This window comes from Pseudomonas sp. RW409, assembly GCF_003184125.1.
GTDB lineage: Bacteria > Pseudomonadota > Gammaproteobacteria > Pseudomonadales > Pseudomonadaceae > Aquipseudomonas > Aquipseudomonas chlororaphis_I.
This window is the reverse complement of sequence record NZ_QHHP01000021.1, coordinates 279,655-305,739: the sequence shown is the minus strand read 5'-3', so window position 1 is coordinate 305,739 and position 26,085 is coordinate 279,655. Positions and strand designations below refer to the sequence as shown.

Here is a 26,085-nt window from a genome sequence, read left to right as displayed (position 1 = left end):
CCGGCGAGGCGGGCGTTTCTTGGGGGAATTTGTAAGCCGCGCCATTTCCCCTGTAGGAGCGAGCTTGCTCGCGATGAGCGCAAGAACAACGCGTTCACTCAGGCAATACGCATCATCGTTGACGTTTATCGCGAGCAAGCTCGCTCCTACAGAGGTAGTGGCGGGTCAGGTTTTCGGAGCGAGGGCACTGGTGATCTGGCTGATGTTGCTCTCCAGCTCCGCCAGCGGGTCGGCGCTGTCGGTTTGCAGCACCAGCAACTGGCTGCCGGCGGCGCTGATGGCGGCCTTGATCGCGTCGGACGGCTGGCGGTGATGCAGGACGATGGCCACGTCGTTGTCCTTGAGCCGGGCTTGCAACTGCTGCAGCGCTTCGGCCGTCCACTCGTTGTCGGCGCGGGCGTCGACCTCCAGCAGCTCCAGGTTGAGCCCGCTGACCAGGTAACCGAAGTGGTCGCTGAGGCTGAGCACGCTGAGGTTGTCGGCGTTGGCCAGTTGCCCCTCGGTATCGGCGCTGAGCTTGAGCAGGCGTTGCTTGAGGCTGGCCAGGTTGGCGTCGATCTTCGGCTTGGCGGCGGGGGCCAGGCGCACCAGGTCGGCGGCCAGCACATCGGCCATGCGCCCTAAATTGTTGCTCGACAGCCACGGCTGGCTGTTCAGGCCATCGCTCTTGCCGGGTTGCAGGGCGACGCCGGGCAGGGCGCCGTCCACCGGGCGCGCGGCATCGACTTCGACGATGCGGATGTTGCTGCGCCGTGCGTTGGGGTACAGCGGGTCGTCCGGCCAGATCGAGCGCAGGCCGATCACCGCGTCGGCGTCGAGGGCCAGTTTGTGCAGCGCCGGGGCGCCGCGGCCGGTGAAGTAAGCGGTCTGGCGCGAGCCCGGCAGGTTATCGGGGGCGGCGCGTTCGAGCTGCACGTCGGTGCCTTGCAGCAGCAACTGGCCGAGGCCGAAGGTCACCGGCAGCGAGGCCAGCACGGTCAGCGGCTTGTGTGAACGACTGCTGTGCAGCGCCGTGGTGCCCAGGCTCTGGTTGGCGGTGACGCGCATGGGTTCGAAACGGTCCGGCTGGGCCAGGGCCGGAGCGCTGCCCAGCCCGCCGAGGGCCAGGGCCAAAGCCAGGGGGAGTGTCAGGTGACGTAGTGAACTGTGCATTTATCCGATATTCCCTTTGAGGCTGGGGACAATGCCGCGGGCAATGGCGGCCAGGGCGAAGGCGACACCGGCCACCAGGATGATCGCAGCGCCGGAGGGCACCGGCAGGTCGAAGAGGATCGGCAGCAGGATGCCGCACAGGGTGCTGACCGTGGCGATCAGCACCGAGATCCAGAAAAAGCCCTTGAGCGACTGGCTCAACAGGCGCGCGGCCGCCGCCGGAATCACCAGCAGGGCGCCCACCAGGATCGCGCCTATGACTTTCACCGCGGCCACGGTGATCAGGGTCACCAGGATCACGAACAGGTAGTCCAGGGTCTTCACCGCGACGCCGCGCACCGCCGCCAGTTGCGGGTTGAAACTGGCCAGCATGATGCGGTTGTACAGCGGCAGGCTCAGGCCCATCACCAGGGCGCCGACGATCAGCAGCACCAGCAGGTCGTTGCCGTTGACCGTGAGCACCGAACCGAACAGCACGTTTTCCAGGATGTGCACGTTGATCTTGCCGGCGAGGATCAGCAGCAGGCTGGCGCCCAGGGCCAGGGACACCGAGAGGAACACGCCGATCAGGGTGTCCGGCGCCAGGCCGGTGCGGTTGCGCAGGTAGTTGAGCAGGATGCCGAACAGCAGGCAGTAGCCGAACAGACTGCCGTACGGGCCGGTGTAGGGCTCGCCGAGCAGAATGCCGATGGCCACGCCAGTCAGGGCCGCATGGCCCACCGCTTCGGAGAAGAAGGCGAAGCGCTTGACCACCACCAAGGTGCCCAGGCCGCCGAGCACCGGGCCGATCAGCAATCCGGCGAGCAGGGCGTTGACCACAAACCCATAGGCCAGGGCTTCCGGCAGGTAACCGGAGGAGGCCCAGCCCTGGATCATCAGACGAAAGGCTTCGTAACTCATCAGGCAACACTCCCGCTGACAATGTCCGTGCTGCGCGGGTGGGTGGAAAACAGCGTCAGCAGGCGTTCCGGGGTCAGGGCCTGTTGCGGCTGGGCGTCGAACAGCGCCCGGCGATGCAGGCCGGTGACCCGGTCCGCCAGGCGGCCGACCGCTTCCAGGTCGTGTTCGATCCACAGCAGGGTGATGCCGGCCTGGCGCCAGTCGCCGAGCAGGCGCTCGAAGACCTGGATGCCGGCCTCGTCGAGGGCCGACATCGGTTCGTCCAGCACCAGCAGCTGCGGCGCCGGGATCAGCCCCTGGGCCAGCAGCACCCGCTGGCGTTCGCCGCCGGACAGGGCGCCCATGCGCCGCTTGCGTTTGTCCTGCATGCCGACCCGCTCCAGGGCCTCGCCTATGGCCGCGGCGTAATGCCGGCTGAGGCCGAGGAAGGCCGGGCGGCGCTGGCACATGGCGGCCATGAAGTCATCGACGGTCATCGGCAGGCCGCGATCGAACTCCAGGGCTTGCGGCACATAGCCGATCACCCCCGGTTCGCCCGGCCATTGCAGGCTCAACTGGCCCTGGTGGGGCATCTGCCCGAGCAGGGTCTTGATCAACGAGCTCTTGCCGCCACCGTTGGGCCCGACCAGGGCATGCAGGGTGCCGGGCTGCACCTTGAAGCTGACGTTGTCGAGGATGGTGGTGCGGCCCAGGGTCAGGCTGACCTGGTCGAACTCGATGGACGGGCCGCGGGCCAGGGTGTGCAGGGCGGTCATGCGCCGGCCTCCTGGATCGCCCGGACCACGGTGTCGAGGTTGCCGGCCATTTCCTTCTCGTATTTCTCGGCGCTGTAGTCGCCGTAGGAAATGTGCGACAGCGGGTACAGCTTGACCCCGGACTCGCGCTGGATGGTGTCGACGTAGGTGGACGGGAAATCCATCTCGGAGAAGATCACCTTGACGTCCAGTTCACGCAGTTGGTCGATGGTCTTTTTCAACTGGCTCGGGCTGGGCTCGATGCCGTGGGCCGGCTCGACCACGGCGGTGACTTCCAGGCCGAACTCGCGCAGCAGGTAATCGTAGGCGGCGTGCACCGTGGCCACCCGCAGGTCGGCGTTGGGCGCCTTGGTCAGCTTGGCCAGGGCGTCGGCACGCATCTGCCGCAGGCGTTTGCCGTAGGCGCGGGCGTTCTGGGTGTAGGCCTTGGCGTTGGCTGGGTCCATCTTGCCCAGCTCGCGGGCGATGTTGTTGACCTGGGCGATGGAGGCGCTGATGGACAGGAAGGTGTGCGGGTTGACCACCTTGCCGGCGCCGCGCGCGGCGATGCCGGTGGCGGCCAGCAGCGGCACGTTCTGGTTGGCCTCGATCACCGGGATGTCCGGGCGCTCGCTGGCCTCGATCATGCGGTCGGCGAAGTCGTCGTGACCGACGCCGTTGAGCACGATCACGTCCAGGGTGCCGATGCGCTTGATGTCTTCGGCGCGCGGTTCATAGGCGTGGGGGTTGAAGCCGGCGGGAATCAGCGGCACGACCTCGGCCTTGTCGCCGACGATGTTGGCCACGTAGCTGTAGTAGGGATGCAGGGTGATGCCGATACGCAGGCGCTTGGCCTGGTCGGCCATGGCGAGAGGGCTGAGCAACAGGGCGAACAGGCTGACCAGCAGCACCCGCAGGAACGGGCGGCGTTGAGATGAAATAGGCATGGGCTAGCGGTCTTCTCTCGGGTGAATGCGTGGGTTCAGTGGCGATGCTGGCGGGTCACTCCGGCATCGAATTGCGCGACCACCTGCTGCCAGCCGGCACTGGCCAGGGCGGCGTCGCTGAGGTCGTCGGGGGCGGCGAGGGACGGGCCGCGATTGAGCCAGATATCCGGGGCGGCGGCCGGGTCGGCAGCGATGCGCATCAGCAAGGAACCGGCCACTGCGTTGTTCTGGCTGAGGCCGACATAGGCCTGTTGCCGCAGTTGCCAGACATGCCCGCCACGGCTCACCGAGCTGGCGTCCTGGGCAAAGGGCGCGAAGCCTTCCTCGGCCAGTTGCTCGGGGGGCGGCAGGGCCTGGGCTTCTTCGCGCAGCAGGCGGATTTCGTCGAGGGTCACCCGCAGGTCGGCGTACAGGCCCTGTTCGCCGGCGGTGAGGTCGCGGCGGGCGTCCAGTTGGTGGCTGTCGACGCTCGCCACTTCGCGGGTTTCGCCGCGCCAGAGCACCACGGAGCCGGCCACGCTGAGGATCAACAGGCACAACAACAGGACGTAGAGGGTTTCATGGCCGGCGCCGGCCGGGCGCACGACTTGGGGAGGGGAGGTGCTCATGGGGCCTCGATGTCGGCTTGGTCGATCTCGACCACGTGGCCGGGGCCGGCGTCGAACAGCACATAGAACTCGGCGTCGGGTTTCTTGAAAGTCAGGGTGGAGTCGGCGCCCAGTTTGCCGGGCACCAGGATGGTTTCGTCGTAGCCGATCACGTCCAGGGTCACCCCCGGGGCGCCGCTGCCATCGGAGAAGCCGCCGGTGCAGCGGATCTGCTCGCCGTCGATCTGCTTGCACTCGCACATCGGGTTGTGGGCCAGGGCGCCGCCACTGAACACGGCGCTGGCGAGCAGGAGCGCGCCGGCGCCGAGCAGGCGCAGGCGGGCGGTGGGTACAGCAATCATGGTTTGCCTCCTTGTTTGTTCAGCCAGGCGAGGGTCGCCGGGGATGCCTGGCCCAGAGGGATGGCCGCCTGGTGCATGCTGCCGTCCCAGCCTTCCATGGTGATCCACAGCTCGGCGTCGGCCTTGGTCTTTTCCGCAACGGGCAGGCTGGCCCCCATGCGGTATGGGGTGCCGAAGAAAATCACCCCGGCGGCGCGCAGGCTGCGGGGTTTGCCGATGCGCAGGTAGGTGGCCTTGACCTGGTCGATGCAGGCGTCGCACAGGGCGGCGTTGAAGCCCTTCATATAACCGGCCGGCCCCTGGAGTTGCGGCGCTTCGTTACGCAGTTCGGCCAGGCGCAGGCTCCAGGGGCCGACCTGGATCTCGCCCACCTCGCGTTCGCCCAGGCCGCTGTCGCCACGGGCCAGAGCCGCGTCGGCAAAGTACTTGGGCATGAAACCGAGGGGGATCAGCAACAGCAGGATGTTCAGGTGGAAACGCCATTTCAGCCAGAACTGGCGCAGGGGCGAAACCGGCATTGGGTTGTCTGTCTTGCTCACAGGTTGCCCTCCGGCGTGTCGCTGTGCAGGGCCGCAAGCGGGCGCGGGGCGAGGGCGGGGCGCGGCGTCTTGGTGCTGCGTTTGAGGGCCGCGGCGGTGGCCAGGGCGGTGCGTTTGGTCCAGATCAGCAGGCCGCTGAGGACCATCATGCTCAGTAGCAGGCCGAAGAAGAACCAGATCAGCTTGATCCAGAGGCCGCCGAAGTCACCGGTGTGCAGCGGGCGCATGGACTCGGTGACGAATTCCAGGGCCGAGCGATGGGACAGCAGGTGCGCGGTATCCACCGAGCCGCTGTAAGGGTTGAGGTTGGCGGTCTGGTACATCAGCGGGTACCAGCCGCGGCCGCCGATGAACATATGGCTGTAGGCGTTGCTCGGCAGCATGACGAAGCCGACCTCGAAGCCCGAGATCTGCTGGGTGGCGATGCGGATGGCTTCATCGACGCCGATCATCGACGCCGGGCTGCCGTCGGCCGAGGTCGGCACGTTTTCGCGGGCGATCACCGGCACTATGGGTTCGCTGGAAATGGTGATCTGGTTGTCGCTGAGGATTGCCTCGATCAGGAACCAGGTGCCGGTGATGGAGATCACCGCGATAAACCAGATCGACCAGATGCCGCTCAGGCGATGGAAATCGCCCCAGAAAATCCGCGCGCCATGGCGCAGGCGCAGGGTCGGCTTGAGAAAGCCCTTCCAGAACTTCTTGTAGACCACCAGGCCCGTGACCAGCGACGCCAGCATCGGCAGGCCGAGCAGCGATACCAGGTACCAGCCCCAGCTGTAGCCATTGGTGAACGGCACCAGCCACCAGCCGTGCAGGGCGCGGGTGAAGGCCTGGAAGTTGAACGGCGGGCTGACGCCCTGGATCACGCCGGTGTACGGATTGACATAGACCTCGACAGAACGGCCATCGGGGTAGCTGACGCCCACGGTCAGGGCGAAATGCGCTTCGTCGGGGGTGTTGATACTTTCGACCAGGGTCTGCGGTTCGGCCTGCTTGATGGCCTTGACGATCTGGTCGTAGCTCAGCGGCTGGGCATCGCCTGTGGGTTTGCTGGCGCGGATGTCGGGGTTGGCCAGCCAGACGATTTCCTGGCTGACCACGGCCAGGGTGCCGGTGACGCAAACGATCAGCACAAAGAACCAGATGGGCAGCGCCAGCCAGCTGTGAACGAGAAACCAGATTTTCGAGCGGGACTTCTTCGACATTGAGCACGCGTCTTGATTCGAGGAGTGGAGTTGCGGGGCGTTTGCCGAGCCCGGAGATAAACCCGCGGCGTAGCCTTCGCCAACGCGACCTGCTGCATCTAATTAAGACGAATGAGAATCGTAAATCCCGAAAGACGATATGAAAGTAAATGTTTCCGCGCGACCAATGGCGTGCAAAAGGCCGGTGCTGTGGGGCGTTGAGGGCGCTATCGCGGGCAAGCCTCGCTCCTACAAGGGAGCGCGCATCTGTAGGCGCGAGCGGGCGGCGATCCGACTGGCCCGCGATCAGCGGTTTACAGGCTCAGGGCTTATCCCTGCTGTTTAAACATCTCCACGGCCCGCTGCTTGATCTGCTCTTCGCTCAGGTCTTCCTTGCGGGTGGCGAGAAACCACAGGTGGCCGAACGGGTCTTTGAGGGTGCCGCTGCGGTCGCCGTAGAACTGGTCCTTGACCTCGGACACCACCTGGCCGCCGGCGGCGATGGCCTGGGCGAACTGTTTGTCGACATCGTTGACGTACAGGTGCAGGCCGACCGAAGGCGATTGGTCGGGATTGCTCAATGGCCCTTGGTCGCAGGGCGTTCCCAGCATGATCGGGCAGTCGCCGATGCGCAGTTCGGCATGGCCGACACTGCCGTCGGGCATGTCCAGGCGCATGACCTGGGTGGCGCCGAAGGCATTCTTGTAGAACTCGATAGCCTCGGCAGCCTGCGTGATCCCCAGGTAGGGCGTGATGCTGGGGTAACCCTCGGGGATGGGTTTGACGCTCATCTCGGTTCTCCTTTCTTGTCTGGGTGTTCGTCGAAGTGAACCTGGCCGGTTTTCCGGTCGGTTCACTATAGGCCCGGGGAATCCACAGCCTGGTTTGAACTGACGAGGTGTTCGCCAGGCAACAGTGAGCCAGCGATCAGGGGAAGATATGTCGCCGCTGCCGCAGGCCGCGATCGGGCCGGGCGGCATTTCGAGGTAGCGCTCGCCAGACCTGGCAGTGCGTTTTGACCTGAAAAGACGCCAGCAGCGGCTGCTCCACCGATTGCCGGCTGGGGAAACCGCTGCGCCGTCCGCTCAGTCGGTTTCCAGCAATTGCGCGCCCGGGCCGTGTTCGCCCAGCTGGTCGCCCTGGTTGCGCAGCGGGCAGTCTTGCATCGACAGGCAGCCGCAGCCGATGCAGCCATTGAGGCGGTCGCGCAGCAGGGTCAGCTGCTTGATCCGCTCATCGAGCTCATGGCTCCACTGTTCGGACAGCCGCTTCCAATCGGCGGCCGTCGGTGCGCGGTGCTCCGGCAGGCTGCGCAGGGCCTGGCCGATCTCGGCCAGGGGAATGCCCAGGCGCTGCGCCACCTTGATCAGCGCCACCCGGCGCAGCACTTCCCGCGGATAGCGGCGCTGGTTGCCGGCGTTGCGGTTGCTCTTGATCAGCCCCTTGGTTTCATAGAAATGCAGCGCGGTGACCGCTACGCCACTGCGGGCGGCCACTTGGCCGACGGTGAGTTCCTTGTGCACGGTTTCGGGGGTGAGCATGCAGCACTCCTGCGGGTGGGGAATGAGCAAAAGTCGCTTGACCTTTACTTAACTGGAGGTTTTACCCTGCAGGCCTTCGAATCACAAGATTCCGTTTATCCGTCAGTGGGGACTTGCCATGCACGCGTTTGCGCAAAATCGCAGCTTTACGCAATTGATCGAATTCGAAATCGAACCCCATCAACAATCCGGCCTGGTGTCGGCGCTGTCCGAGCAGACCGAACGCCTGGCCCAGGGTTACCCGGGGTTCCTGAGTGGCAGCGTGCAGGCCAGCGAAGACGGCCGGCGGGTGCTCAACTACCTGCAATGGCAAACCCGGGAAGCTGGCGAAGCGGCCTTCCAGAGTTTCGAGAAGGGCGAACAAGACTTCTGGCAACTGCTGCGCGCCTATCAGGCCAAGACCGTGACCTTCGGCTCGTTCCAGGTGGTGCGCAGCATCGAGCGCAGCCCGGATAACGCGCTGCATTGCCGTTTGGCCAGCTAGATCGACAGTTGCAGGGTGCGTTCATGCTGGCCGGTTTTTTCCGGCGGACGGCGCTTGTTCACCGCCAGTTCGCCGATCTTGATCAGCCGGGTGCGGGTGACGTTGCGGCTCAGGCCCAACAGATTGGCGGTATGCACCTGGTTGTAGTGGCTGAAACGGTAGGCCGCGCGCAGCAGCGTATCCTCGACCTTTTCATGCAGGGCGCCGGCCTGCTCTTCGAAGAGTTTGTGAAAGGCCCGCTCCAGCAGGGCTTCGGCTGAGTCGTCATGGCTGTGATGGCTGTCGTCCTGGCGCTCGATGCGCATGTTCGACAGGCGCAGGTCGTCGCGCTCGATCACGCCGTCGCGGCAGATCAGCAGGGTGTGGTGGATGACGTTTTCCAGTTCGCGGATATTGCCCGGCCAGCTGTAGCTGCGCAGCTTGTGCTCGGCCTCGCTGCTGATGGTCACGGCGCCGTAGCCCAGGCGCTGGCTGTAGGCTTCGATGAAGTGCCGGGTCAGCGGCAGGATGTCGCCGGGACGTTCGCGCAGCGGGCTCAGTTCCAGGCTGACCACGTCGAGGCGGTAGTACAGGTCCTCGCGGAAATGCCCGGCGTTGATGGCTTTCTCCAGTTGCACGTTGGTCGCCGCCAGCACCCGCACATCGATGGGAATGCTTTTGCGCGAACCCAGGCGCACCACTTCGCGCTCCTGCAACACCCGCAGCAATTTCACCTGGATCGCCATCGGCAGGTCGCCGATCTCGTCGAGGAACAGAGTCCCGCCATTGGCTTCTTCGAACCAGCCGGCCTTGGCGCTCAGGGCCCCGGTGAAGGCGCCTTTTTCATGGCCGAACAGCTCGGCCTCCACCAGCGACTCGGAGAACGCCCCGCAGTTCACCGCCACGAACGGCCGGTTGCGCCGGGCGCTGAGGTTGTGGATATGGCGCGCCACCAGCTCCTTGCCGGTACCGGTCTCGCCGATGATCAGCACACTGGCCTCGCTCGGCGCGACCTGCTGCAGATGCGCCAGCAAGGCCTGGGATTTCGGGTCTTCGAATACCTGGGCGGTGGCCCGGATCGAGGTGGCCAGGGCGGGCGAGGGCGGTAAGGTCAAAAGCTGCATGGACAAGCTCCGGGAACAGAAGGCTAGGAATAGAAAGTCGGGGTCGGCAGGGACTGGTTCAGGGCCCAGTCGCCCAACTCATGGAGTTTGTAATCCACCGGGTCGTGCAGGGTTTGCGTGCGCAGGTTGCGCCAATGCCGGTCCAGGCGCAGGGAGGCGTGGGTGGAGCGGGCGCCGGTGACCTCGAACAGGCGGCTGCACAGTTCCAGGCCCTGGCGCGTGGTGGCGACCTTGGCGGTGGCGATGGCCGTGGCCAGGTGACCGCGTTCTTCGGCGCTCAGGTTCGGCCCCTTGGCCCAGGCCTTGTCCAGCAGCTCCGCGGCGCGCTCCACCAACAGACGCATGCCTTCCAGGGCCACCCAGAAATCACCGTAATGGCCCAGTACGTAAGGGTCCTGATAGGCCTCCTGTGCGCTGGACTTATGCCAGGGCCGGGTTTCGCTGAGGGTGTACTGGCGGGCTTCTTCAAAGGCGCCTTCGGCGATGCCGAGGAACATGTGGGTGAAGGTCAGCTGGGCGATCAGCGGGCGCAGACAGGCAAAGGGCGTGCTCAAGGGGCCCGGGTCCAGCAGCAGCTCCGATTCCTCGACCCGCACCCGCTCGAAGCTGGCGCTGCCGCTGTCGGTCTGGCGCTGGCCCATGTTGTTCCAGTCGTTGTGCAGGGTGATGCCGCTGCGGCCGCTGGGGATGGCGGCGATCAACAGCTTGCCGCCGTTGCTTTCGTCGACCGCCGAGGCAATGAGCATTTCCGAATCGCTGGCGCCGGAGCAGAAGCTCTTCTTGCCGGAGAACTCGCGCCAGCCGCCGAGGTTCTTCACCACGGTGCGGGTGTCCAGCGGGTTGAGGGCGTTGCCCCAGAACCAGTTCTTGCGCGCGGTCTGTTCGAACCAGGGTTGCCATTGTTCCGGGCGGGCGAACAGGCGCACGGTGGCCAGCATCAGGTGATGGAAACCGAAGACGTGGGCGATGGAGCTGTCGACCTTGGCGAACTCGCGGACGATGTTCAGGGTCTCGCTCCAGCTGGCGCCGAGGCCGCCGTACAGGGTGGGAATGCTCAGGGCCAGCAGGCCGCTCTGGCGCAGGGCGTCGCGCTGGGCTTTGGGGGTTCCGCCGCGTTCGTCGCGTTCGACGGCGGTCAGGGCAAACTCGGCCGCCAGCTGGCGGGCGGTCTGCAAGGGGGACAACAGGGCGCTTTGCGGCTTGGCAGTCACGCGGTGTTCCTCGTTGGGGGCCGGTTGCGCGGCCGTGAAATCGGTGGGGCTGTGGGGATGATCGCGAGCAAGCTCGCTCCTACAGAAAACACCTGCATCCTGTAGGAGCGAGCGGGCGGCGATCCGACTTGCCCGCGATAGCGTTCTATCAGGCAATAAATACCCTTAAGCCCCAGCCGCTTTTTTGCTCGGCAACACATCATTGGCAATCATTTCGCCAAACGGCCCGGTTAGGTTGGTCACGCCACGTCCGGCCAGGCTGGCGTAGGGTTCCGGCAGCAGCGGGAACACCAGTTCGGCAAAGCGATAGGCTTCTTCCAGGTGCGGGTAGCCGGAGAAAATGAAGCTCTCGATCCCCAGGTCCGCGTATTCCTTGATCCGCGCCGCGACCTGCTCGGGGTTGCCCACCAGCGCGGTGCCGGCGCCGCCACGCACCAGGCCGACGCCGGCCCAGAGGTTGGGGGCGATTTCCAGGTTGTCGCGCCGCCCGTCGTGCAAGGCAGCCATACGCCGCTGACCCTCGGAGTCGAAGCGCGAGAAGGATTGCTGCGCGGCGGCGATGGTCTCGTCGCTGATGTGTTCGATCAGCTTGTCCGCGGCCTTCCAGGCCTCTTCCGCGGTTTCGCGCACGATCACATGCAGGCGGATGCCGAACTTCACCGTGCGGCCATGGCGGGCGGCCCGCTCACGCACATCGGCGAGTTTCGCGGCGACCGCGGCCGGCGGTTCGCCCCAGGTCAGGTAGACATCTACCTGTTCGGCGGCGAGGTCATGGGCGGCGTCCGAGGAACCGCCGAAATACAGCGGCGGATAGGGCTTCTGCACCGGCGGGTACAGGGCCTTGGCGTTCTGCACATGCAGATGCTTGCCTTCGAAGTCCACGGCTTCGCCTTGCAGCACCCGGCGCCAGATCCTCAGGAACTCGTCGGTGACTTCATAGCGCTCGCTGTGGCTGAGGAAACTGCCGTCGCCACGGTTCTCGTCGGGGTCGCCGCCGGTCACCACATTGATCAGCAGGCGGCCGTTGGACAGCCGGTCGAGAGTGGCGGCCATGCGCGCCGAGACGGTCGGCGAGATGATTCCCGGACGGATCGCCACCAGGTAGCGCAGGCGTTCGGTCAGGGGCACCAGCGCCGAGGCGATCACCCAGGAGTCTTCGCACGAGCGGCCGGTGGGGATCAGTACGCCGTGATAACCCAGGCTGTCCGCGGCCTGGGCCACTTGCTTGAGGTAGTTGAGGGTGACCGGGCGCGCGCCCTGGGTGGTGCCCAGGTAATGGCCGTCGCCGTGAGTCGGAAGAAACCAGAAAACATCCATGACAGGTCCTTAAGCGATTTTCAGCAGATTTTTCGGATGCACGCCGAACAGGGGCGCGGCGCGTTCTGCCGCAAGGCGAATGCGGGCCTTCAAGGGCTCGCTGGTTATCTGGTAGTTGGCGAAGTCGGCCTCGGTGGCATAGACCCCGATGGGCAGGGTCAGGGCCTGGAAGAAACTGAACAGCGGCCGCAGCTGGTGATCCAGCACCAGGGCGTGACGCTCGCTGCCTCCGGTGGCGGCCAGCAGCACCGGGGTATTGATCAGGGCGTTGAGGTCGATCAGGTCGAACAGGTGCTTGAGCAGGCCCGGGTAGGAGCCTCGATACACGGGCGCTGCGACGATCAGCAGGTCGGCGCTTTCGATGGCCTGCAACTCGGCTTCGACTTCCGCCGCCAGTTCCTGGCGGGACAGGGCCGCGCCCAATGGGCGGGCGATGTCGCCCAGTTCGATGAGCTTGCTCTCGATCGGCAATTGCCCCGCCAGTTCGGCGAGCAGCGCCTGGGTCAGCACCAGGGTGCGCGATGGGCGCCAGGTTCCACCGGACAGGGCAACGACTTTTAATGGACGCGACATGATCAGTTCCTTTGTTGAACAGGGCTCAACGAGCAGTGAGTAGTCCCAGGGCTTGAGCAAGAGCTGTACCAGCGGGGCAAAGCCTTGAGTGGCGGGGCTCGTGGCGCTGTTGCAGGATCAGGCTGTTGTTGAGAAGACACTGTTTTGTTGATTGGCTGTTGCCTGGCGAACAGTTGCCCAGGCAACAGCAGGCGGCGCGATGGGCCTGTTATAAAGGCTTACTGATATTCCTAAAAAATACTTTATTTCCATATTTATAGATCTTTTGGAAATAAGAGATGGCGCTATGGGCTGCGATAGGGGGAATCGATAGCCACTATCGAGCGTGATGATTTCTGCCCCGGGAAGGGCGACGGTAGCCTGTGTCCATTGCCTCGCAGACCAGATCCAGGAGCCTTTGCCATGAACCGTTCGCTCGTCTTATCCCTGCTTGTCGTCACCTCGGTCCTGGCCGGTTGTGCCAGCCAGCCGGGTCCGGAATCGCGCCCTTATACCGCCGAGGAAACTCGCGAACTGGCGCTGGAAGCCCTGAACCGGCGCGGGCTGTCCTTTGACGAATACCAGCAGAAGAAGGCCGAGCTGCTTGCCCCGCAACGGACCTTCGGTTTCGACCAGCAGGGCGAAATGAACGCCGAACACAGCGTGACCCTGCATGGCCGTGCCAGCTGATTTGTCGATCTTCCGTGGCCTTGCCCGCAGAGGCTGACGGACTGCCGGTGACAGTCGGCAAAACCCTGTGATGATTTTCCCGCCTCCTGCCTTGTTCTTCGGCCCCTTGGCCGAACCTCGCTTAACCCGGCTCCCGGAGCCTGTTAAGCTGCCCCTCGGGAGCGTTCCTACGCACTTTTAAATGAAGTTGTCCTTCTTTAACTGCATCCGATCGGGTATTGCTGACGGTCTGCCGTTTTTGCGTTGCCGAAAGGGCGCGTATCAGCGTTCGGCACCGAGCGAACCTTGATCCTGGAACAGGCTCTGCGGGTATTTTTGCGATGAATAAACGTCCTCTCTATTTCGACTACGCCGCCACCACGCCGGTGGATGAGCGAGTCATTCAGGTGATGGTGGAATGCCTGGGGTTCAACGGTAACTTCGGCAACCCGGCGTCCAGTTCCCACGCCTTCGGCCAACAGGCCCGGCGCAGTGTCGAGCTGGCGCGGCAGCAGGTCGCCCAACTGGTGGGGGCGGCGCCCGAGCAGATCGTCTGGACCTCCGGCGCCACCGAATCCAACAACCTGGCGCTCAAGGGCGTGGCTCAGGCCCGGGGCGTATCCGGCGGGCACATCATCACCAGCCAGATCGAACACAAGGCCATTCTCGATACCGCCAGCCAGCTGCAGGCTGCCGGCGTGGCAGTGACTTACCTGGTACCGGACCGCGACGGGCTGATCACGCCCGAGGCGGTTAGCGAAGCCCTGCGCGACGACACCTTCCTGGTGTCGCTGATGCTGGTCAACAACGAGCTGGGTACGGTCAACGATATCCCGGGCATTGGCCGCGTGGTCCGCGAGCGCGGTGCGCTGCTGCATGTCGACGCGGCCCAGGGCGCGGGCAAGGTGGCGATCGACCTGGCGCAGTGGCCGGTGGACCTGATGTCCTTTTCCGCCCACAAGATTTACGGCCCCAAGGGCATCGGCGCGCTTTACGTCGGCCCTCGCGCGCAGCAGCGCTTGCAGGCGCAGATCCACGGCGGCGGCCATGAGGGCGGCTTGCGCTCCGGGACGCTCGCGACCCATCAGATTGCCGCCATGGGCGCCGCCTTTGCCCTGGCCGCCGAACACTTCGATGAAGAAGCGGCGACCATCGCTCGGCTGCGCGAGCGCCTGCTCGAACAGCTGGCCGACCTGCCGGGGCTGTGCCTGAACGGCAGCCCGGCCCAACGCATTCCCCATACCTTGAGCCTTACCTTTGGTGAAGGGGAGTTCAATCCGGCGGCCCTGAGTGCCTCCATCGCGTTTTCCGCGACCTCGGCCTGCAACTCGGCGAGCAATGCGCCGTCCCATGTGTTGCTGGCGCTGGGGCTCGACGCCCGGACGGCGGGGCGGACCATCCGCCTGAGCCTGGGCCGCTTCACCACCGAGCAGGACATCGATCAGGCCGTCCAACTGATCAAGGCTTCATCCGCCAGTGCACCGGCGTTCTGGGCGGTTGCCCAACCCTGAGGGCTTATGCCCTCGGTATCCAATAACAATGATTCACCTGGTAGCAGGAGACACAATGAGTACGCAGCCCTTGACCAATGGAGTGGTCCCCCAGCGCCTGGCGCGCACCCGTGAGCTGATGAGCCGCGAGGGCATTCATGCCCTGCTGGTGCCGTCGGCCGATCCGCACCTGTCGGAGTACCTGCCGGGTTACTGGCAAGGCCGGCAGTGGCTGTCGGGCTTTCACGGTTCGGTCGGCACCCTGATCGTCACGGCGGATTTCGCCGGGGTCTGGGCCGATAGCCGTTATTGGGAGCAGGCGACCAAGGAGCTCAAGGGCAGCGGTATCGAACTGGTCAAACTGTTGCCGGGTCAGCCCGGTCCGCTGGACTGGCTGGCCGAGCAGACCCCGGAAGGGGGCGTGGTCGCGGTCGACGGCGCGGTGATGGCGGTGGCTTCGGCGCGAACCCTGGGCAACAAGCTGCAGGAGCGTGGCGCTCGCCTGCGCACCGATATCGATCTGCTGAACGAAGTCTGGAGCGATCGCCCGAGCCTGCCGGATCAGCCGATCTATCAGCATTTGCCGCCCCAGGCCACGGTCAGCCGGGTCGAGAAGCTCGGCAAGTTGCGCGAAACCCTGAAAGAGCGAGGCGCGGATTGGCATTTCATCGCCACCCTCGACGACATCGCCTGGTTGTTCAATCTGCGCGGCGGTGACGTCTCGTTCAACCCGGTATTCATCTCCTTCGCCCTGATCAGCCAGCAGCAGGCGACGTTGTTTGTGGCGCTGAGCAAGGTCGATAACGCTTTGCGTGCCGTGCTGGAACAGGATGGCATCACCCTGCGTGACTACAGCGAAGTGGCCGCGGCCCTGAGTGCGATCCCCGACGGCGCCAGCCTGCTGGTGGATCCGGCGCGGGTCACTGCCGGTTTGCTGGATAACCTCGGCAGCGGCGTGAAGCTGCTGGAAGGCCTGAACCCGACGACATTGGCCAAGTCCCGGAAAAGCCTGGCCGATGCCGAGCATATCCGTCAGGCCATGGAGCAGGATGGCGCCGCACTCTGCGAATTCTTTGCCTGGCTGGAGTCGGCCTGGGGTCGTGAGCGCATCACCGAGTTGACCATCGACGAGCACCTGACCGCGGCGCGCACCCGTCGCCCCGGTTACGTGTCCCTGAGTTTCAACACCATCGCCGCGTTCAACGCCAATGGCGCGATGCCGCATTACCACGCCACCGAAGAAGAGCACGCGGTGATCGAAGGCGATGGCCTGCTGCTGATCGACTCCGGCGGCCAATACCTGGGCGGCACCACGGACATCACCCGCATGGTCCCGGTCGGCACCCCGAGCGCCGAGCAGAAACGCGATTGCACGCGGGTGCTCAAAGGCGTGATCGCTTTGTCCCGGGCGCACTTCCCGCGGGGCATCCTGTCGCCGCTGCTGGACGCCATCGCCCGCGCGCCGATCTGGGCCGAGGGCGTGGACTATGGGCACGGCACCGGCCATGGCGTGGGGTACTTCCTCAATGTCCACGAAGGCCCGCAAGTGATCGCCTATCAGGCGGCGCCGGCACCGCAAACCGCGATGCAGCCAGGGATGATCACCTCGATCGAGCCGGGAACCTATCGTCCGGGCTGTTGGGGCGTGCGCATCGAAAACCTGGCGATGAACCGTGAGGCGGGCACCACCGAATTCGGCGAGTTCCTCAAGTTCGAAACCCTGACCCTGTGCCCGATCGACAGCCGCTGCCTGGAGCCTTCGCTGCTGACCCAGGACGAGCGTGAGTGGCTCAACGCCTACCACGCCGAAGTGCGTCGGCGCCTGAGCCCGCTGCTGCAAGGCGCGGCGCTGGAATGGCTGAATACCCGTACCGCAACTATCTGAACGTTAATCGCGCTGCCGGCTTTGGGCTGGCAGCGCGAATGGCGTTGCTCGTCATATCGACGTCTTGGCTTAACTCAAGGCTTCGAGGACAAAGTCCAGGCGATCCTGGCCGAAAAACAGCTGGTTATCGACGAACATGCTCGGCGCGCCAAACACGCCGCGCTGCAAGGCTTGTTCGGTCTTGTCCTTGAGGGCGTTCTTGACCTCTTCATCGTTGGTCAGGGCCAGCACCTCCAGCGGATCGAATCCCCCCTCACTGAGTACCGCTGCCACTGTGGCCTGATCATTCAGGTTGCGCTTCTCGACCCAGAGTGCGCGAAACAGGCAGTCGATAAAGGCAACAAAGCGCTGCGGGTGTCGCAGTTGCATGCCGGTCACCGCGCGCATCAGCAGCAGGGTGTTGATCGGGAAGTGCGGGTTGAATGCCAATGGCACCTCATAGCGTCTGGCATAACGCGCCAGGTCCTGAAGCATGTAGCGCCCTTTGGCGGGGATGCTGATCGGCGAGGCGTTGCCAGTGACCTTGAACACGCCACCGAGCAACATGGGTTGATAAATCAGTTGGCTGTCTGTCTGGGCACAGATCTTCGGCAGTTGGGTGTAGGCCAGGTACGAGGTCGGGCTGCCCAGGTCGAAAAAGAACTCGACGGTTTTGCTCATCGGTAATGCTCCTTTTTGTTGTTGTGGAGGAGGGGGTTACCAGCGTTCGTTCCAGGGCCGCAGATCCAGTTCGAAGGTCCAGGCATCCCGTGGCTGGCTGTGTAGATGCCAGTAGTTGTCGGCGATGTGCTCGGGGTTGAGGATGCCGTCTTCATCCTTGAGCGCGTACTTTTCCGGGAAACTGTTGCGGATAAAGTCAGTGTCGATGGCGCCATCGACCACCACGTGAGCGACGTGGATGTTCAGCGGTCCCAGTTCCCGGGCCATGCTTTGCGCCAGCGCGCGAATGCCATGCTTGGCTCCGGCGAAGGCGGCAAAACCCGCAGCGCCACGCAATCCCGCGGTGGCCCCGGTGAACAGGATGGTCCCGCGTTTGCGAGTGACCATGCGCTTGGCCACTTCCCGCGCATTGAGGAAACCCGAGAAGCAGGCCATCTCCCAGATCTTGAAGTACTTGCGCGCGGTTTCCTCGAGGATGCTGCACGGCACGTTGGCGCCGATATTGAACACCAGGGCTTCGATCGGGCCGATCTCGCTCTCGATCTGTTCGATCAAGGCAATCACTTCTTCCTCTTTTCGAGCGTCGCAGGCGAACCCGTGGGCTTCGCCTCCCGATTGCTGGATGGCCTCCACCAGTGGCTGCAACTTGTCCGCGCTGCGTCGGGTGACACAGGCCACAAGACCTTCCCGGGCAAAACGCTTGGCGATGGCACCGCCTGTGGCATCGCCGGCTCCGACGACCAAAACGACTTTCTTGTTCTCTGTAGCTGTAGTCATGGTGGGATCGCTCTATTGGTAAACGGTCGTTAACTAAACGAACGTTATGCTACGATTCGCCGAGCGTCAAGGCGAAGAGAGGAGAGGGGCGTCATGCGTTATTCAGCCAGTCACAAGCAGGAAACCAGGGAGCGGTTGCTGCAAAGCAGCGCCGTGTCAGCCAAAAAGGAAGGGTTTTCGACTGTAGGGGTCGATGGCCTGATGAAAGCGATCGGGCTGAGCGGCGGGGCGTTCTACAGCCACTTTTCGTCCAAGGATGAGCTGTTCGGTTCGATTGTCGAGCGGGAGCTGAGCCAGAGCCTTGAGCGCCTGGGCGCCGATGGCGAGCAAAGCCGGATGCGGCTTGAACGTTGCCTCAAGCACTACTTGAGCATGGCGCATGTCGAGAGCCCGGAAACGGGTTGTGCGCTGCCGACCTTGGGTGCGGAAATATCACGGGCGGACGAGGTGGTTCGACAGCAGGCGGAAGACTGGATTTGCCGCTTGCAGCAGAGCTGGGCGCACACCTTGGGCAGCGACAGCCTGGCCTGGTCGATCCTGTCGCAATGTGTAGGGGCGTTGGTGGTGGCGCGAATGTTGGTCAGTCCGGACATTCAGCGCCAGGTCCTGAAATCGAGCCATGACGAAATTGTTCGTCAGTTGCCAACGCAGGATGTGCAGTAGGCAGGTGCTGCCTACTTGCAGATGACGATCATGCTGCGGCTGGTGTAGCCGGCGGGGTTCAGGCCGAAGGGGTAATCGCCCGGATCCTCCACCGTATCGCCGGACTTGGCGATCACTTTGTAGCCTTTGGGGCCACAGGAGGTGGCAGCACTGGCGTAGCATTTGTCCCAGGAGGAGGACAGGCCGGAGCAGTTGATATGCAGGCCCTTCTTTCCGCGCTTGACCTCGGTTTTCGAAGTTGCGGCGCAACCTGCGATGGCAAGTACGGCTAACAGAATCAAAAAACGTTTCATTCCTGTCCCTATTGCTGATCCCGGATCTGTTGTCCGGGTTCGACTGCGTTAGCTGTCACTTTGGCGTCTGTGCGGTCCTTGCCCGAAAAATCCATGACTGGCGCTGAGTTACAGCGCCTAAACATGGCCTAATTGAGCGGCAAATGCCAGAGCTATGTACAACCGAGAATCAATCCGCCGCTACCAAAGGTTTCGATTCGCTGCGCATGGTCAGGGTCGCACCCACTGACGCCAGGATGATGCAGGCAATAGCCATCCATTGTGCGAGAGACAGGTATTCGTGGAGGAACAGCAGCCCGGACAAGGCACCGAAAGCGGGTTCGATACTCATCAGTGTGCCGAAGGTTCTCGCTGGCATTCGGGTCAGGGCGACCATCTCCAGGCTATAGGGAAGGGCGGTGGAGAGAATGGCCACTCCGATGGCGATGGGAATCAGGCTGGGGGTCAGCAAGGCAGCTCCGGCGTGCACGATACCGATAGGCGCAACGAACAAGGCGGCGATCATTACACCCAGCGCTGCGGTCTGGACGCCATTATCGGCTCCGGCCTTTTGCCCGAACAGAATATAGAGCGCCCAGCACACTCCGGCCCCCAAGGCATAACCTGCGCCGATCAGGTCGATGTCGGCGCTGGTATCGTTGGTAGGGATCAACAGCAGCAGGCCGATAACCGCCAGAAGGATCCAGAGAAAGTCGATGGCTTTTCGCGAAGCATAAATGGCCACGGCAAGCGGGCCGGTGAATTCCAGGGCGACGGCGATTCCCAGGGGAACGCTGCGTAGCGACATATAGAAGAGGAAGTTCATTCCACCCAGCGCCATCCCGTAAACGATGACCGTGCGCAGGGACTTGGCGGTGAGCTTCGCGCGCCACGGGCGCAATAGCAGCAGCATGATGATGCTGGCGAAGATCAGGCGCAGTGTGGTGGTGCCCTGTGCGCCCACGATCGGGAACATGCTTTTGGCCAGCGAGGCGCCGGACTGGATGGAGGCCATGGCAATAAGCAGCAGTCCCACCGGGAACAGGGTTGAGGCTAGGCTGCGGGGCTGGTCATTCATGGCAAGGCATCATCCGGTTTTATAAAGGGGGGAGATTGGGTGCGCCGACATGATGCTCAACTAATAACGCATGAGCAATATATTGCTCATGGTGTTTCTGCTCTTCTTATATAGAGAAGGATTTATCTGTTTTTGCAGGTTATTGATAGAAAAGACAAATTAGGGGTTGACGGCAGATTCTGGAAGTCTATAATTCGCCCCACTTCCGGCGCAGTCGAAACGGAAAACTCCTTGAGATTCAACGAGTTACGCGGTTTTCGGCAGCGGTACACTTCAGTTCATCGAGGCCCGAAGGAGTCGGTTCGGCAGTGTGTTTTCGCCGGATTGACGGTTCGATCTTCTCGGTCGAAAGCGGAGAAAAAGAGGTGTTGACAGCAGCGTGTAACGCTGTAGAATTCGCCTCCCGCTGACGAGAGATCGGAAGCGCAAGTGGTTGAAGTTGCAAAGGAAACTTTGAAAACTTCTTAAAATAACCGCTTGACAGATACAGAGGCTGCTGTAGAATGCGCGCCTCGGTTGAGACGAAAGACTTAACCAACCGCTCTTTAACAACTGAATCAAGCAATTCGTGTGGGTGCTTGTGGAGTCAGACTGATAGTCAGAAAGATTATCAGCATCACAAGTTACTCCGCGAGAAATCAAAGATGTAACCAACGATTGCTGAGCCAAGTTTAGGGTTTTCTCAAAACCCAAAGATGTTTGAACTGAAGAGTTTGATCATGGCTCAGATTGAACGCTGGCGGCAGGCCTAACACATGCAAGTCGAGCGGTAGAGAGAAGCTTGCTTCTCTTGAGAGCGGCGGACGGGTGAGTAATGCCTAGGAATCTGCCTGGTAGTGGGGGATAACGTTCGGAAACGGACGCTAATACCGCATACGTCCTACGGGAGAAAGCAGGGGACCTTCGGGCCTTGCGCTATCAGATGAGCCTAGGTCGGATTAGCTAGTTGGTGAGGTAATGGCTCACCAAGGCGACGATCCGTAACTGGTCTGAGAGGATGATCAGTCACACTGGAACTGAGACACGGTCCAGACTCCTACGGGAGGCAGCAGTGGGGAATATTGGACAATGGGCGAAAGCCTGATCCAGCCATGCCGCGTGTGTGAAGAAGGTCTTCGGATTGTAAAGCACTTTAAGTTGGGAGGAAGGGTACTTACCTAATACGTGAGTATTTTGACGTTACCGACAGAATAAGCACCGGCTAACTCTGTGCCAGCAGCCGCGGTAATACAGAGGGTGCAAGCGTTAATCGGAATTACTGGGCGTAAAGCGCGCGTAGGTGGTTCGTTAAGTTGGATGTGAAATCCCCGGGCTCAACCTGGGAACTGCATCCAAAACTGGCGAGCTAGAGTATGGTAGAGGGTGGTGGAATTTCCTGTGTAGCGGTGAAATGCGTAGATATAGGAAGGAACACCAGTGGCGAAGGCGACCACCTGGACTGATACTGACACTGAGGTGCGAAAGCGTGGGGAGCAAACAGGATTAGATACCCTGGTAGTCCACGCCGTAAACGATGTCAACTAGCCGTTGGGAGCCTTGAGCTCTTAGTGGCGCAGCTAACGCATTAAGTTGACCGCCTGGGGAGTACGGCCGCAAGGTTAAAACTCAAATGAATTGACGGGGGCCCGCACAAGCGGTGGAGCATGTGGTTTAATTCGAAGCAACGCGAAGAACCTTACCAGGCCTTGACATCCAATGAACTTTCCAGAGATGGATTGGTGCCTTCGGGAACATTGAGACAGGTGCTGCATGGCTGTCGTCAGCTCGTGTCGTGAGATGTTGGGTTAAGTCCCGTAACGAGCGCAACCCTTGTCCTTAGTTACCAGCACGTCATGGTGGGCACTCTAAGGAGACTGCCGGTGACAAACCGGAGGAAGGTGGGGATGACGTCAAGTCATCATGGCCCTTACGGCCTGGGCTACACACGTGCTACAATGGTCGGTACAGAGGGTTGCCAAGCCGCGAGGTGGAGCTAATCCCATAAAACCGATCGTAGTCCGGATCGCAGTCTGCAACTCGACTGCGTGAAGTCGGAATCGCTAGTAATCGCGAATCAGAATGTCGCGGTGAATACGTTCCCGGGCCTTGTACACACCGCCCGTCACACCATGGGAGTGGGTTGCACCAGAAGTAGCTAGTCTAACCTTCGGGAGGACGGTTACCACGGTGTGATTCATGACTGGGGTGAAGTCGTAACAAGGTAGCCGTAGGGGAACCTGCGGCTGGATCACCTCCTTAATCGACGACATCAGCTGCTTCATAAGCTCCCACACGAATTGCTTGATTCATTGAAGAAGACGATTGGGTCTGTAGCTCAGTTGGTTAGAGCGCACCCCTGATAAGGGTGAGGTCGGCAGTTCGAATCTGCCCAGACCCACCAATTACTGGTGCACCCTGTAGCGATACGGGGCCATAGCTCAGCTGGGAGAGCGCCTGCCTTGCACGCAGGAGGTCAGCGGTTCGATCCCGCTTGGCTCCACCATTACAGATTGGTGTCCATCGTTTAAAGCTTAGAAATGAGCATTCCGCTGATAGGCGATGAATGTTGATTTCTGATCTTTATCAGAATCGTTCTTTAAAAATTTGGGTATGTGATAGAAAGATAGACTGGATAGCACTTTCACTGGTGTTTATTCAGGCTAAGGTAAAATTTGTGAGTTTAATCGCGAATTTTCGGCGAATGTCGTCTTCACAGTATAACCAGATTGCTTGGGGTTATATGGTCAAGTGAAGAAGCGCATACGGTGGATGCCTTGGCAGTCAGAGGCGATGAAAGACGTGGTAGCCTGCGAAAAGCTTCGGGGAGTCGGCAAACAGACTTTGATCCGGAGATGTCTGAATGGGGGAACCCAGCCATCATAAGATGGTTATCTTGTACTGAATACATAGGTGCAAGAGGCGAACCAGGGGAACTGAAACATCTAAGTACCCTGAGGAAAAGAAATCAACCGAGATTCCCTTAGTAGTGGCGAGCGAACGGGGACTAGCCCTTAAGTGGCTTTGAGATTAGCGGAACGCTCTGGAAAGTGCGGCCATAGTGGGTGATAGCCCTGTACGCGAAAGTCTCTTAGTCATGAAATCGAGTAGGACGGAGCACGAGAAACTTTGTCTGAATATGGGGGGACCATCCTCCAAGGCTAAATACTACTGACTGACCGATAGTGAACTAGTACCGTGAGGGAAAGGCGAAAAGAACCCCGGAGAGGGGAGTGAAATAGATCCTGAAACCGTATGCGTACAAGCAGTGGGAGCAGACTTTGTTCTGTGACTGCGTACCTTTTGTATAATGGGTCAGCGACTTATATTCAGTGGCGAGCTTAACCGAATAGGGGAGGCGTAGCGAAAGCGAGTCTTAATAGGGCGTTTAGTCGCTGGGTATAGACCCGAAACCGGGCGATCTATCCATGGGCAGGTTGAAGGTTAGGTAACACTGACTGGAGGACCGAACCGACTACCGTTGAAAAGTTAGCGGATGACCTGTGGATCGGAGTGAAAGGCTAATCAAGCTCGGAGATAGCTGGTTCTCCTCGAAAGCTATTTAGGTAGCGCCTCATGTATCACTGTAGGGGGTAGAGCACTGTTTCGGCTAGGGGGTCATCCCGACTTACCAAACCGATGCAAACTCCGAATACCTACAAGTGCCGAGCATGGGAGACACACGGCGGGTGCTAACGTCCGTCGTGAAAAGGGAAACAACCCAGACCGTCAGCTAAGGTCCCAAAGTTATGGTTAAGTGGGAAACGATGTGGGAAGGCTTAGACAGCTAGGAGGTTGGCTTAGAAGCAGCCACCCTTTAAAGAAAGCGTAATAGCTCACTAGTCGAGTCGGCCTGCGCGGAAGATGTAACGGGGCTCAAACCATACACCGAAGCTACGGGTATCACGTAAGTGATGCGGTAGAGGAGCGTTCTGTAAGCCTGTGAAGGTGAGTTGAGAAGCTTGCTGGAGGTATCAGAAGTGCGAATGCTGACATGAGTAACGACAATGGGTGTGAAAAACACCCACGCCGAAAGACCAAGGTTTCCTGCGCAACGTTAATCGACGCAGGGTTAGTCGGTCCCTAAGGCGAGGCTGAAAAGCGTAGTCGATGGAAAACAGGTTAATATTCCTGTACTTCTAGTTATTGCGATGGAGGGACGGAGAAGGCTAGGCCAGCTTGGCGTTGGTTGTCCAAGTTTAAGGTGGTAGGCTGGAATCTTAGGTAAATCCGGGGTTCTAAGGCCGAGAGCTGATGACGAGTTACCTTTTAGGTGACGAAGTGGTTGATGCCATGCTTCCAAGAAAAGCTTCTAAGCTTCAGATAACTAGGAACCGTACCCCAAACCGACACAGGTGGTTGGGTAGAGAATACCAAGGCGCTTGAGAGAACTCGGGTGAAGGAACTAGGCAAAATGGCACCGTAACTTCGGGAGAAGGTGCGCCGGTGAGGGTGAAGGACTTGCTCCGTAAGCCCATGCCGGTCGAAGATACCAGGCCGCTGCGACTGTTTATTAAAAACACAGCACTCTGCAAACACGAAAGTGGACGTATAGGGTGTGACGCCTGCCCGGTGCCGGAAGGTTAATTGATGGGGTTAGCTAACGCGAAGCTCTTGATCGAAGCCCCGGTAAACGGCGGCCGTAACTATAACGGTCCTAAGGTAGCGAAATTCCTTGTCGGGTAAGTTCCGACCTGCACGAATGGCGTAACGATGGCGGCGCTGTCTCCACCCGAGACTCAGTGAAATTGAAATCGCTGTGAAGATGCAGTGTATCCGCGGCTAGACGGAAAGACCCCGTGAACCTTTACTATAGCTTTGCACTGGACTTTGAATTTGCTTGTGTAGGATAGGTGGGAGGCTTTGAAGCGTGGACGCCAGTTCGCGTGGAGCCATCCTTGAAATACCACCCTGGCAACTTTGAGGTTCTAACTCAGGTCCGTTATCCGGATCGAGGACAGTGTATGGTGGGTAGTTTGACTGGGGCGGTCTCCTCCTAAAGAGTAACGGAGGAGTACGAAGGTGCGCTCAGACCGGTCGGAAATCGGTCGTAGAGTATAAAGGCAAAAGCGCGCTTGACTGCGAGACAGACACGTCGAGCAGGTACGAAAGTAGGTCTTAGTGATCCGGTGGTTCTGTATGGAAGGGCCATCGCTCAACGGATAAAAGGTACTCCGGGGATAACAGGCTGATACCGCCCAAGAGTTCATATCGACGGCGGTGTTTGGCACCTCGATGTCGGCTCATCACATCCTGGGGCTGAAGCCGGTCCCAAGGGTATGGCTGTTCGCCATTTAAAGTGGTACGCGAGCTGGGTTTAGAACGTCGTGAGACAGTTCGGTCCCTATCTGCCGTGGACGTTTGAGATTTGAGAGGGGCTGCTCCTAGTACGAGAGGACCGGAGTGGACGAACCTCTGGTGTTCCGGTTGTCACGCCAGTGGCATTGCCGGGTAGCTATGTTCGGAAAAGATAACCGCTGAAAGCATCTAAGCGGGAAACTTGCCTCAAGATGAGATCTCACTGGAACCTTGAGTTCCCTGAAGGGCCGTCGAAGACTACGACGTTGATAGGTTGGGTGTGTAAGCGCTGTGAGGCGTTGAGCTAACCAATACTAATTGCCCGTGAGGCTTGACCATATAACACCCAAGCAATTTGCTTAAGAGCGAGTTGCGGTGTGTGAAGACGAAACGAACCGAAAGTTTGCGCTGCTCACAAAAGCACCACAAAGCTATTACATACCCAATTTGCTGAAGCGTCGAAAGACGAGTCGGCACACCGAATTTCTTGACGACCATAGAGCATTGGAACCACCTGATCCCATCCCGAACTCAGCAGTGAAACGATGCATCGCCGATGGTAGTGTGGGGTTTCCCCATGTGAGAGTAGGTCATCGTCAAGATTAAATTCCGAAACCCCAATTGCGAAAGCAGTTGGGGTTTTGTTTTTGTGCGCAGAAAAACGGTTCTTATCTCCAAACAATTTTGCACAGTTATTTTCG

Annotated in this window: 23 protein-coding genes, 2 tRNA genes and 3 rRNA genes; 10 read left to right on the top strand and 18 right to left on the bottom strand. The window is 61.1% G+C overall.

Annotation, left to right across the window (positions count from 1 at the left end):
* Window positions 1-165: 165 nt before the first annotated feature.
* From DK261_RS10205 to soxR, 10 genes are all read right to left on the bottom strand, one after another.
* Window positions 166-1,152, bottom strand: a complete 987-nt coding sequence (locus DK261_RS10205) for a metal ABC transporter solute-binding protein, Zn/Mn family (protein ID WP_009050061.1) — start codon at window positions 1,150-1,152, stop codon at window positions 166-168.
* A complete protein-coding gene (locus tag DK261_RS10200) occupies window positions 1,153-2,052 on the bottom strand; it encodes a metal ABC transporter permease (protein ID WP_009044895.1) in 900 nt (299 codons plus the stop codon).
* Complete coding sequence (locus DK261_RS10195; protein WP_110175670.1) at window positions 2,052-2,807, bottom strand: metal ABC transporter ATP-binding protein; 756 nt, start codon at window positions 2,805-2,807, stop codon at window positions 2,052-2,054. Before DK261_RS10195 ends, DK261_RS10200 begins: the two co-directional genes overlap by 1 nt.
* Window positions 2,804-3,733, bottom strand: coding sequence for a metal ABC transporter substrate-binding protein (locus DK261_RS10190; protein ID WP_009050059.1), 930 nt, complete (start codon window positions 3,731-3,733; stop codon window positions 2,804-2,806). Before DK261_RS10190 ends, DK261_RS10195 begins: the two co-directional genes overlap by 4 nt.
* Window positions 3,734-3,768: 35 nt before the next feature.
* Window positions 3,769-4,341, bottom strand: a complete 573-nt coding sequence (locus DK261_RS10185; protein ID WP_041987760.1) for a DUF6162 family protein — start codon at window positions 4,339-4,341, stop codon at window positions 3,769-3,771.
* The gene (locus DK261_RS10180) at window positions 4,338-4,682 is read right to left on the bottom strand and encodes a hypothetical protein (RefSeq protein WP_009050057.1); all 345 of its coding nucleotides are present in this window, start codon (window positions 4,680-4,682) and stop codon (window positions 4,338-4,340) included. Before DK261_RS10180 ends, DK261_RS10185 begins: the two co-directional genes overlap by 4 nt.
* Complete coding sequence (locus DK261_RS10175) at window positions 4,679-5,200, bottom strand: hypothetical protein (protein ID WP_009050056.1); 522 nt, start codon at window positions 5,198-5,200, stop codon at window positions 4,679-4,681. Before DK261_RS10175 ends, DK261_RS10180 begins: the two co-directional genes overlap by 4 nt.
* Window positions 5,201-5,217: 17 nt before the next feature.
* On the bottom strand, window positions 5,218-6,429 hold the full coding sequence (locus DK261_RS10170; RefSeq protein ID WP_110175669.1) for a PepSY domain-containing protein: 1,212 nt from the start codon (window positions 6,427-6,429) through the stop codon (window positions 5,218-5,220).
* A gap of 308 nt (window positions 6,430-6,737) precedes the next feature.
* Complete coding sequence (locus tag DK261_RS10165; protein WP_009050054.1) at window positions 6,738-7,199, bottom strand: VOC family protein; 462 nt, start codon at window positions 7,197-7,199, stop codon at window positions 6,738-6,740.
* A 294-nt stretch (window positions 7,200-7,493) separates the two neighbouring features.
* Window positions 7,494-7,949, bottom strand: a complete 456-nt coding sequence (gene soxR / locus DK261_RS10160; RefSeq protein ID WP_110175668.1) for a redox-sensitive transcriptional activator SoxR — start codon at window positions 7,947-7,949, stop codon at window positions 7,494-7,496.
* A gap of 118 nt (window positions 7,950-8,067) precedes the next feature.
* On the opposite strand from soxR, the gene DK261_RS10155 reads away from it, so the two are divergent.
* A complete protein-coding gene (locus DK261_RS10155) occupies window positions 8,068-8,433 on the top strand; it encodes an antibiotic biosynthesis monooxygenase (protein WP_028683023.1) in 366 nt (121 codons plus the stop codon).
* Here DK261_RS10155 and DK261_RS10150 read toward each other — a convergent pair.
* The 4 genes from DK261_RS10150 to msuE form a co-directional block, all read right to left on the bottom strand.
* Window positions 8,430-9,536 (bottom strand): sigma-54-dependent Fis family transcriptional regulator, encoded by a 1,107-nt coding sequence (locus tag DK261_RS10150; RefSeq protein ID WP_110175667.1) that lies wholly within the window; start codon window positions 9,534-9,536, stop codon window positions 8,430-8,432. The two genes, DK261_RS10155 and DK261_RS10150, sit on opposite strands and share 4 nt — an antisense overlap.
* 23 nt (window positions 9,537-9,559) lie before the next feature.
* Complete coding sequence (locus DK261_RS10145; protein WP_110175666.1) at window positions 9,560-10,747, bottom strand: acyl-CoA dehydrogenase family protein; 1,188 nt, start codon at window positions 10,745-10,747, stop codon at window positions 9,560-9,562.
* A 165-nt stretch (window positions 10,748-10,912) separates the two neighbouring features.
* Entirely contained in the window at window positions 10,913-12,064 is a 1,152-nt protein-coding gene (gene ssuD, locus DK261_RS10140) for an FMNH2-dependent alkanesulfonate monooxygenase (RefSeq protein ID WP_016704805.1), read from the bottom strand.
* A gap of 9 nt (window positions 12,065-12,073) precedes the next feature.
* Window positions 12,074-12,637 carry an FMN reductase gene (gene msuE, locus DK261_RS10135; protein ID WP_009050048.1) on the bottom strand — a complete coding sequence of 188 codons (564 nt, stop codon included), beginning with the start codon at window positions 12,635-12,637 and terminating at the stop codon, window positions 12,074-12,076.
* A 402-nt stretch (window positions 12,638-13,039) separates the two neighbouring features.
* Between msuE and DK261_RS10130 the strand changes: the two genes are divergently transcribed.
* The 3 genes from DK261_RS10130 (at window position 13,040) to DK261_RS10120 (ending at window position 16,660) form a co-directional block, all read left to right on the top strand.
* Window positions 13,040-13,306 carry a hypothetical protein gene (locus DK261_RS10130; RefSeq protein ID WP_009050047.1) on the top strand — a complete coding sequence of 89 codons (267 nt, stop codon included), beginning with the start codon at window positions 13,040-13,042 and terminating at the stop codon, window positions 13,304-13,306.
* Between the two features lie 320 nt (window positions 13,307-13,626).
* The gene (locus DK261_RS10125; RefSeq protein WP_101283011.1) at window positions 13,627-14,796 is read left to right on the top strand and encodes an aminotransferase class V-fold PLP-dependent enzyme; all 1,170 of its coding nucleotides are present in this window, start codon (window positions 13,627-13,629) and stop codon (window positions 14,794-14,796) included.
* A 55-nt stretch (window positions 14,797-14,851) separates the two neighbouring features.
* Window positions 14,852-16,660 carry an aminopeptidase P family protein gene (locus DK261_RS10120; RefSeq protein ID WP_110175665.1) on the top strand — a complete coding sequence of 603 codons (1,809 nt, stop codon included), beginning with the start codon at window positions 14,852-14,854 and terminating at the stop codon, window positions 16,658-16,660.
* Window positions 16,661-16,729: 69 nt separating this feature from the next.
* On the opposite strand, the gene DK261_RS10115 is transcribed toward DK261_RS10120, so the two are convergent.
* A complete protein-coding gene (locus tag DK261_RS10115; protein WP_041987783.1) occupies window positions 16,730-17,320 on the bottom strand; it encodes a 2-hydroxychromene-2-carboxylate isomerase in 591 nt (196 codons plus the stop codon).
* A gap of 36 nt (window positions 17,321-17,356) precedes the next feature.
* On the bottom strand, window positions 17,357-18,097 hold the full coding sequence (locus tag DK261_RS10110) for an SDR family oxidoreductase (protein ID WP_016704808.1): 741 nt from the start codon (window positions 18,095-18,097) through the stop codon (window positions 17,357-17,359).
* 93 nt (window positions 18,098-18,190) lie between these two features.
* Between DK261_RS10110 and DK261_RS10105 the strand changes: the two genes are divergently transcribed.
* Window positions 18,191-18,760 (top strand): TetR/AcrR family transcriptional regulator, encoded by a 570-nt coding sequence (locus DK261_RS10105; RefSeq protein WP_009050042.1) that lies wholly within the window; start codon window positions 18,191-18,193, stop codon window positions 18,758-18,760.
* A gap of 11 nt (window positions 18,761-18,771) precedes the next feature.
* Here the strand turns inward: DK261_RS10105 and DK261_RS10100 are convergent, their stop codons facing one another.
* Window positions 18,772-19,053, bottom strand: coding sequence for a hypothetical protein (locus tag DK261_RS10100; protein ID WP_009050041.1), 282 nt, complete (start codon window positions 19,051-19,053; stop codon window positions 18,772-18,774).
* A 169-nt stretch (window positions 19,054-19,222) separates the two neighbouring features.
* Window positions 19,223-20,110, bottom strand: a complete 888-nt coding sequence (rhtA, locus tag DK261_RS10095) for a threonine/homoserine exporter RhtA (protein WP_009050040.1) — start codon at window positions 20,108-20,110, stop codon at window positions 19,223-19,225.
* 701 nt (window positions 20,111-20,811) lie between these two features.
* On the opposite strand from rhtA, the gene DK261_RS10085 reads away from it, so the two are divergent.
* The 5 genes from DK261_RS10085 to rrf all read left to right on the top strand — a co-directional run bounded on the left by DK261_RS10085 (window position 20,812) and on the right by rrf (window position 25,986).
* A 16S ribosomal RNA gene (locus DK261_RS10085) occupies window positions 20,812-22,348 on the top strand.
* Between the two features lie 65 nt (window positions 22,349-22,413).
* Window positions 22,414-22,490: transfer RNA gene (locus DK261_RS10080), tRNA-Ile, on the top strand.
* A gap of 26 nt (window positions 22,491-22,516) precedes the next feature.
* Window positions 22,517-22,592 (top strand) — tRNA-Ala (locus tag DK261_RS10075).
* A gap of 239 nt (window positions 22,593-22,831) precedes the next feature.
* Window positions 22,832-25,723: ribosomal RNA gene (locus DK261_RS10070) — 23S ribosomal RNA — on the top strand.
* A gap of 147 nt (window positions 25,724-25,870) precedes the next feature.
* Window positions 25,871-25,986, top strand: a 5S ribosomal RNA gene (rrf, locus tag DK261_RS10065).
* The 16S, 23S and 5S rRNA genes sit together here with 2 tRNA genes alongside, the layout of an rRNA operon.
* Window positions 25,987-26,085: the final 99 nt, after the last annotated feature.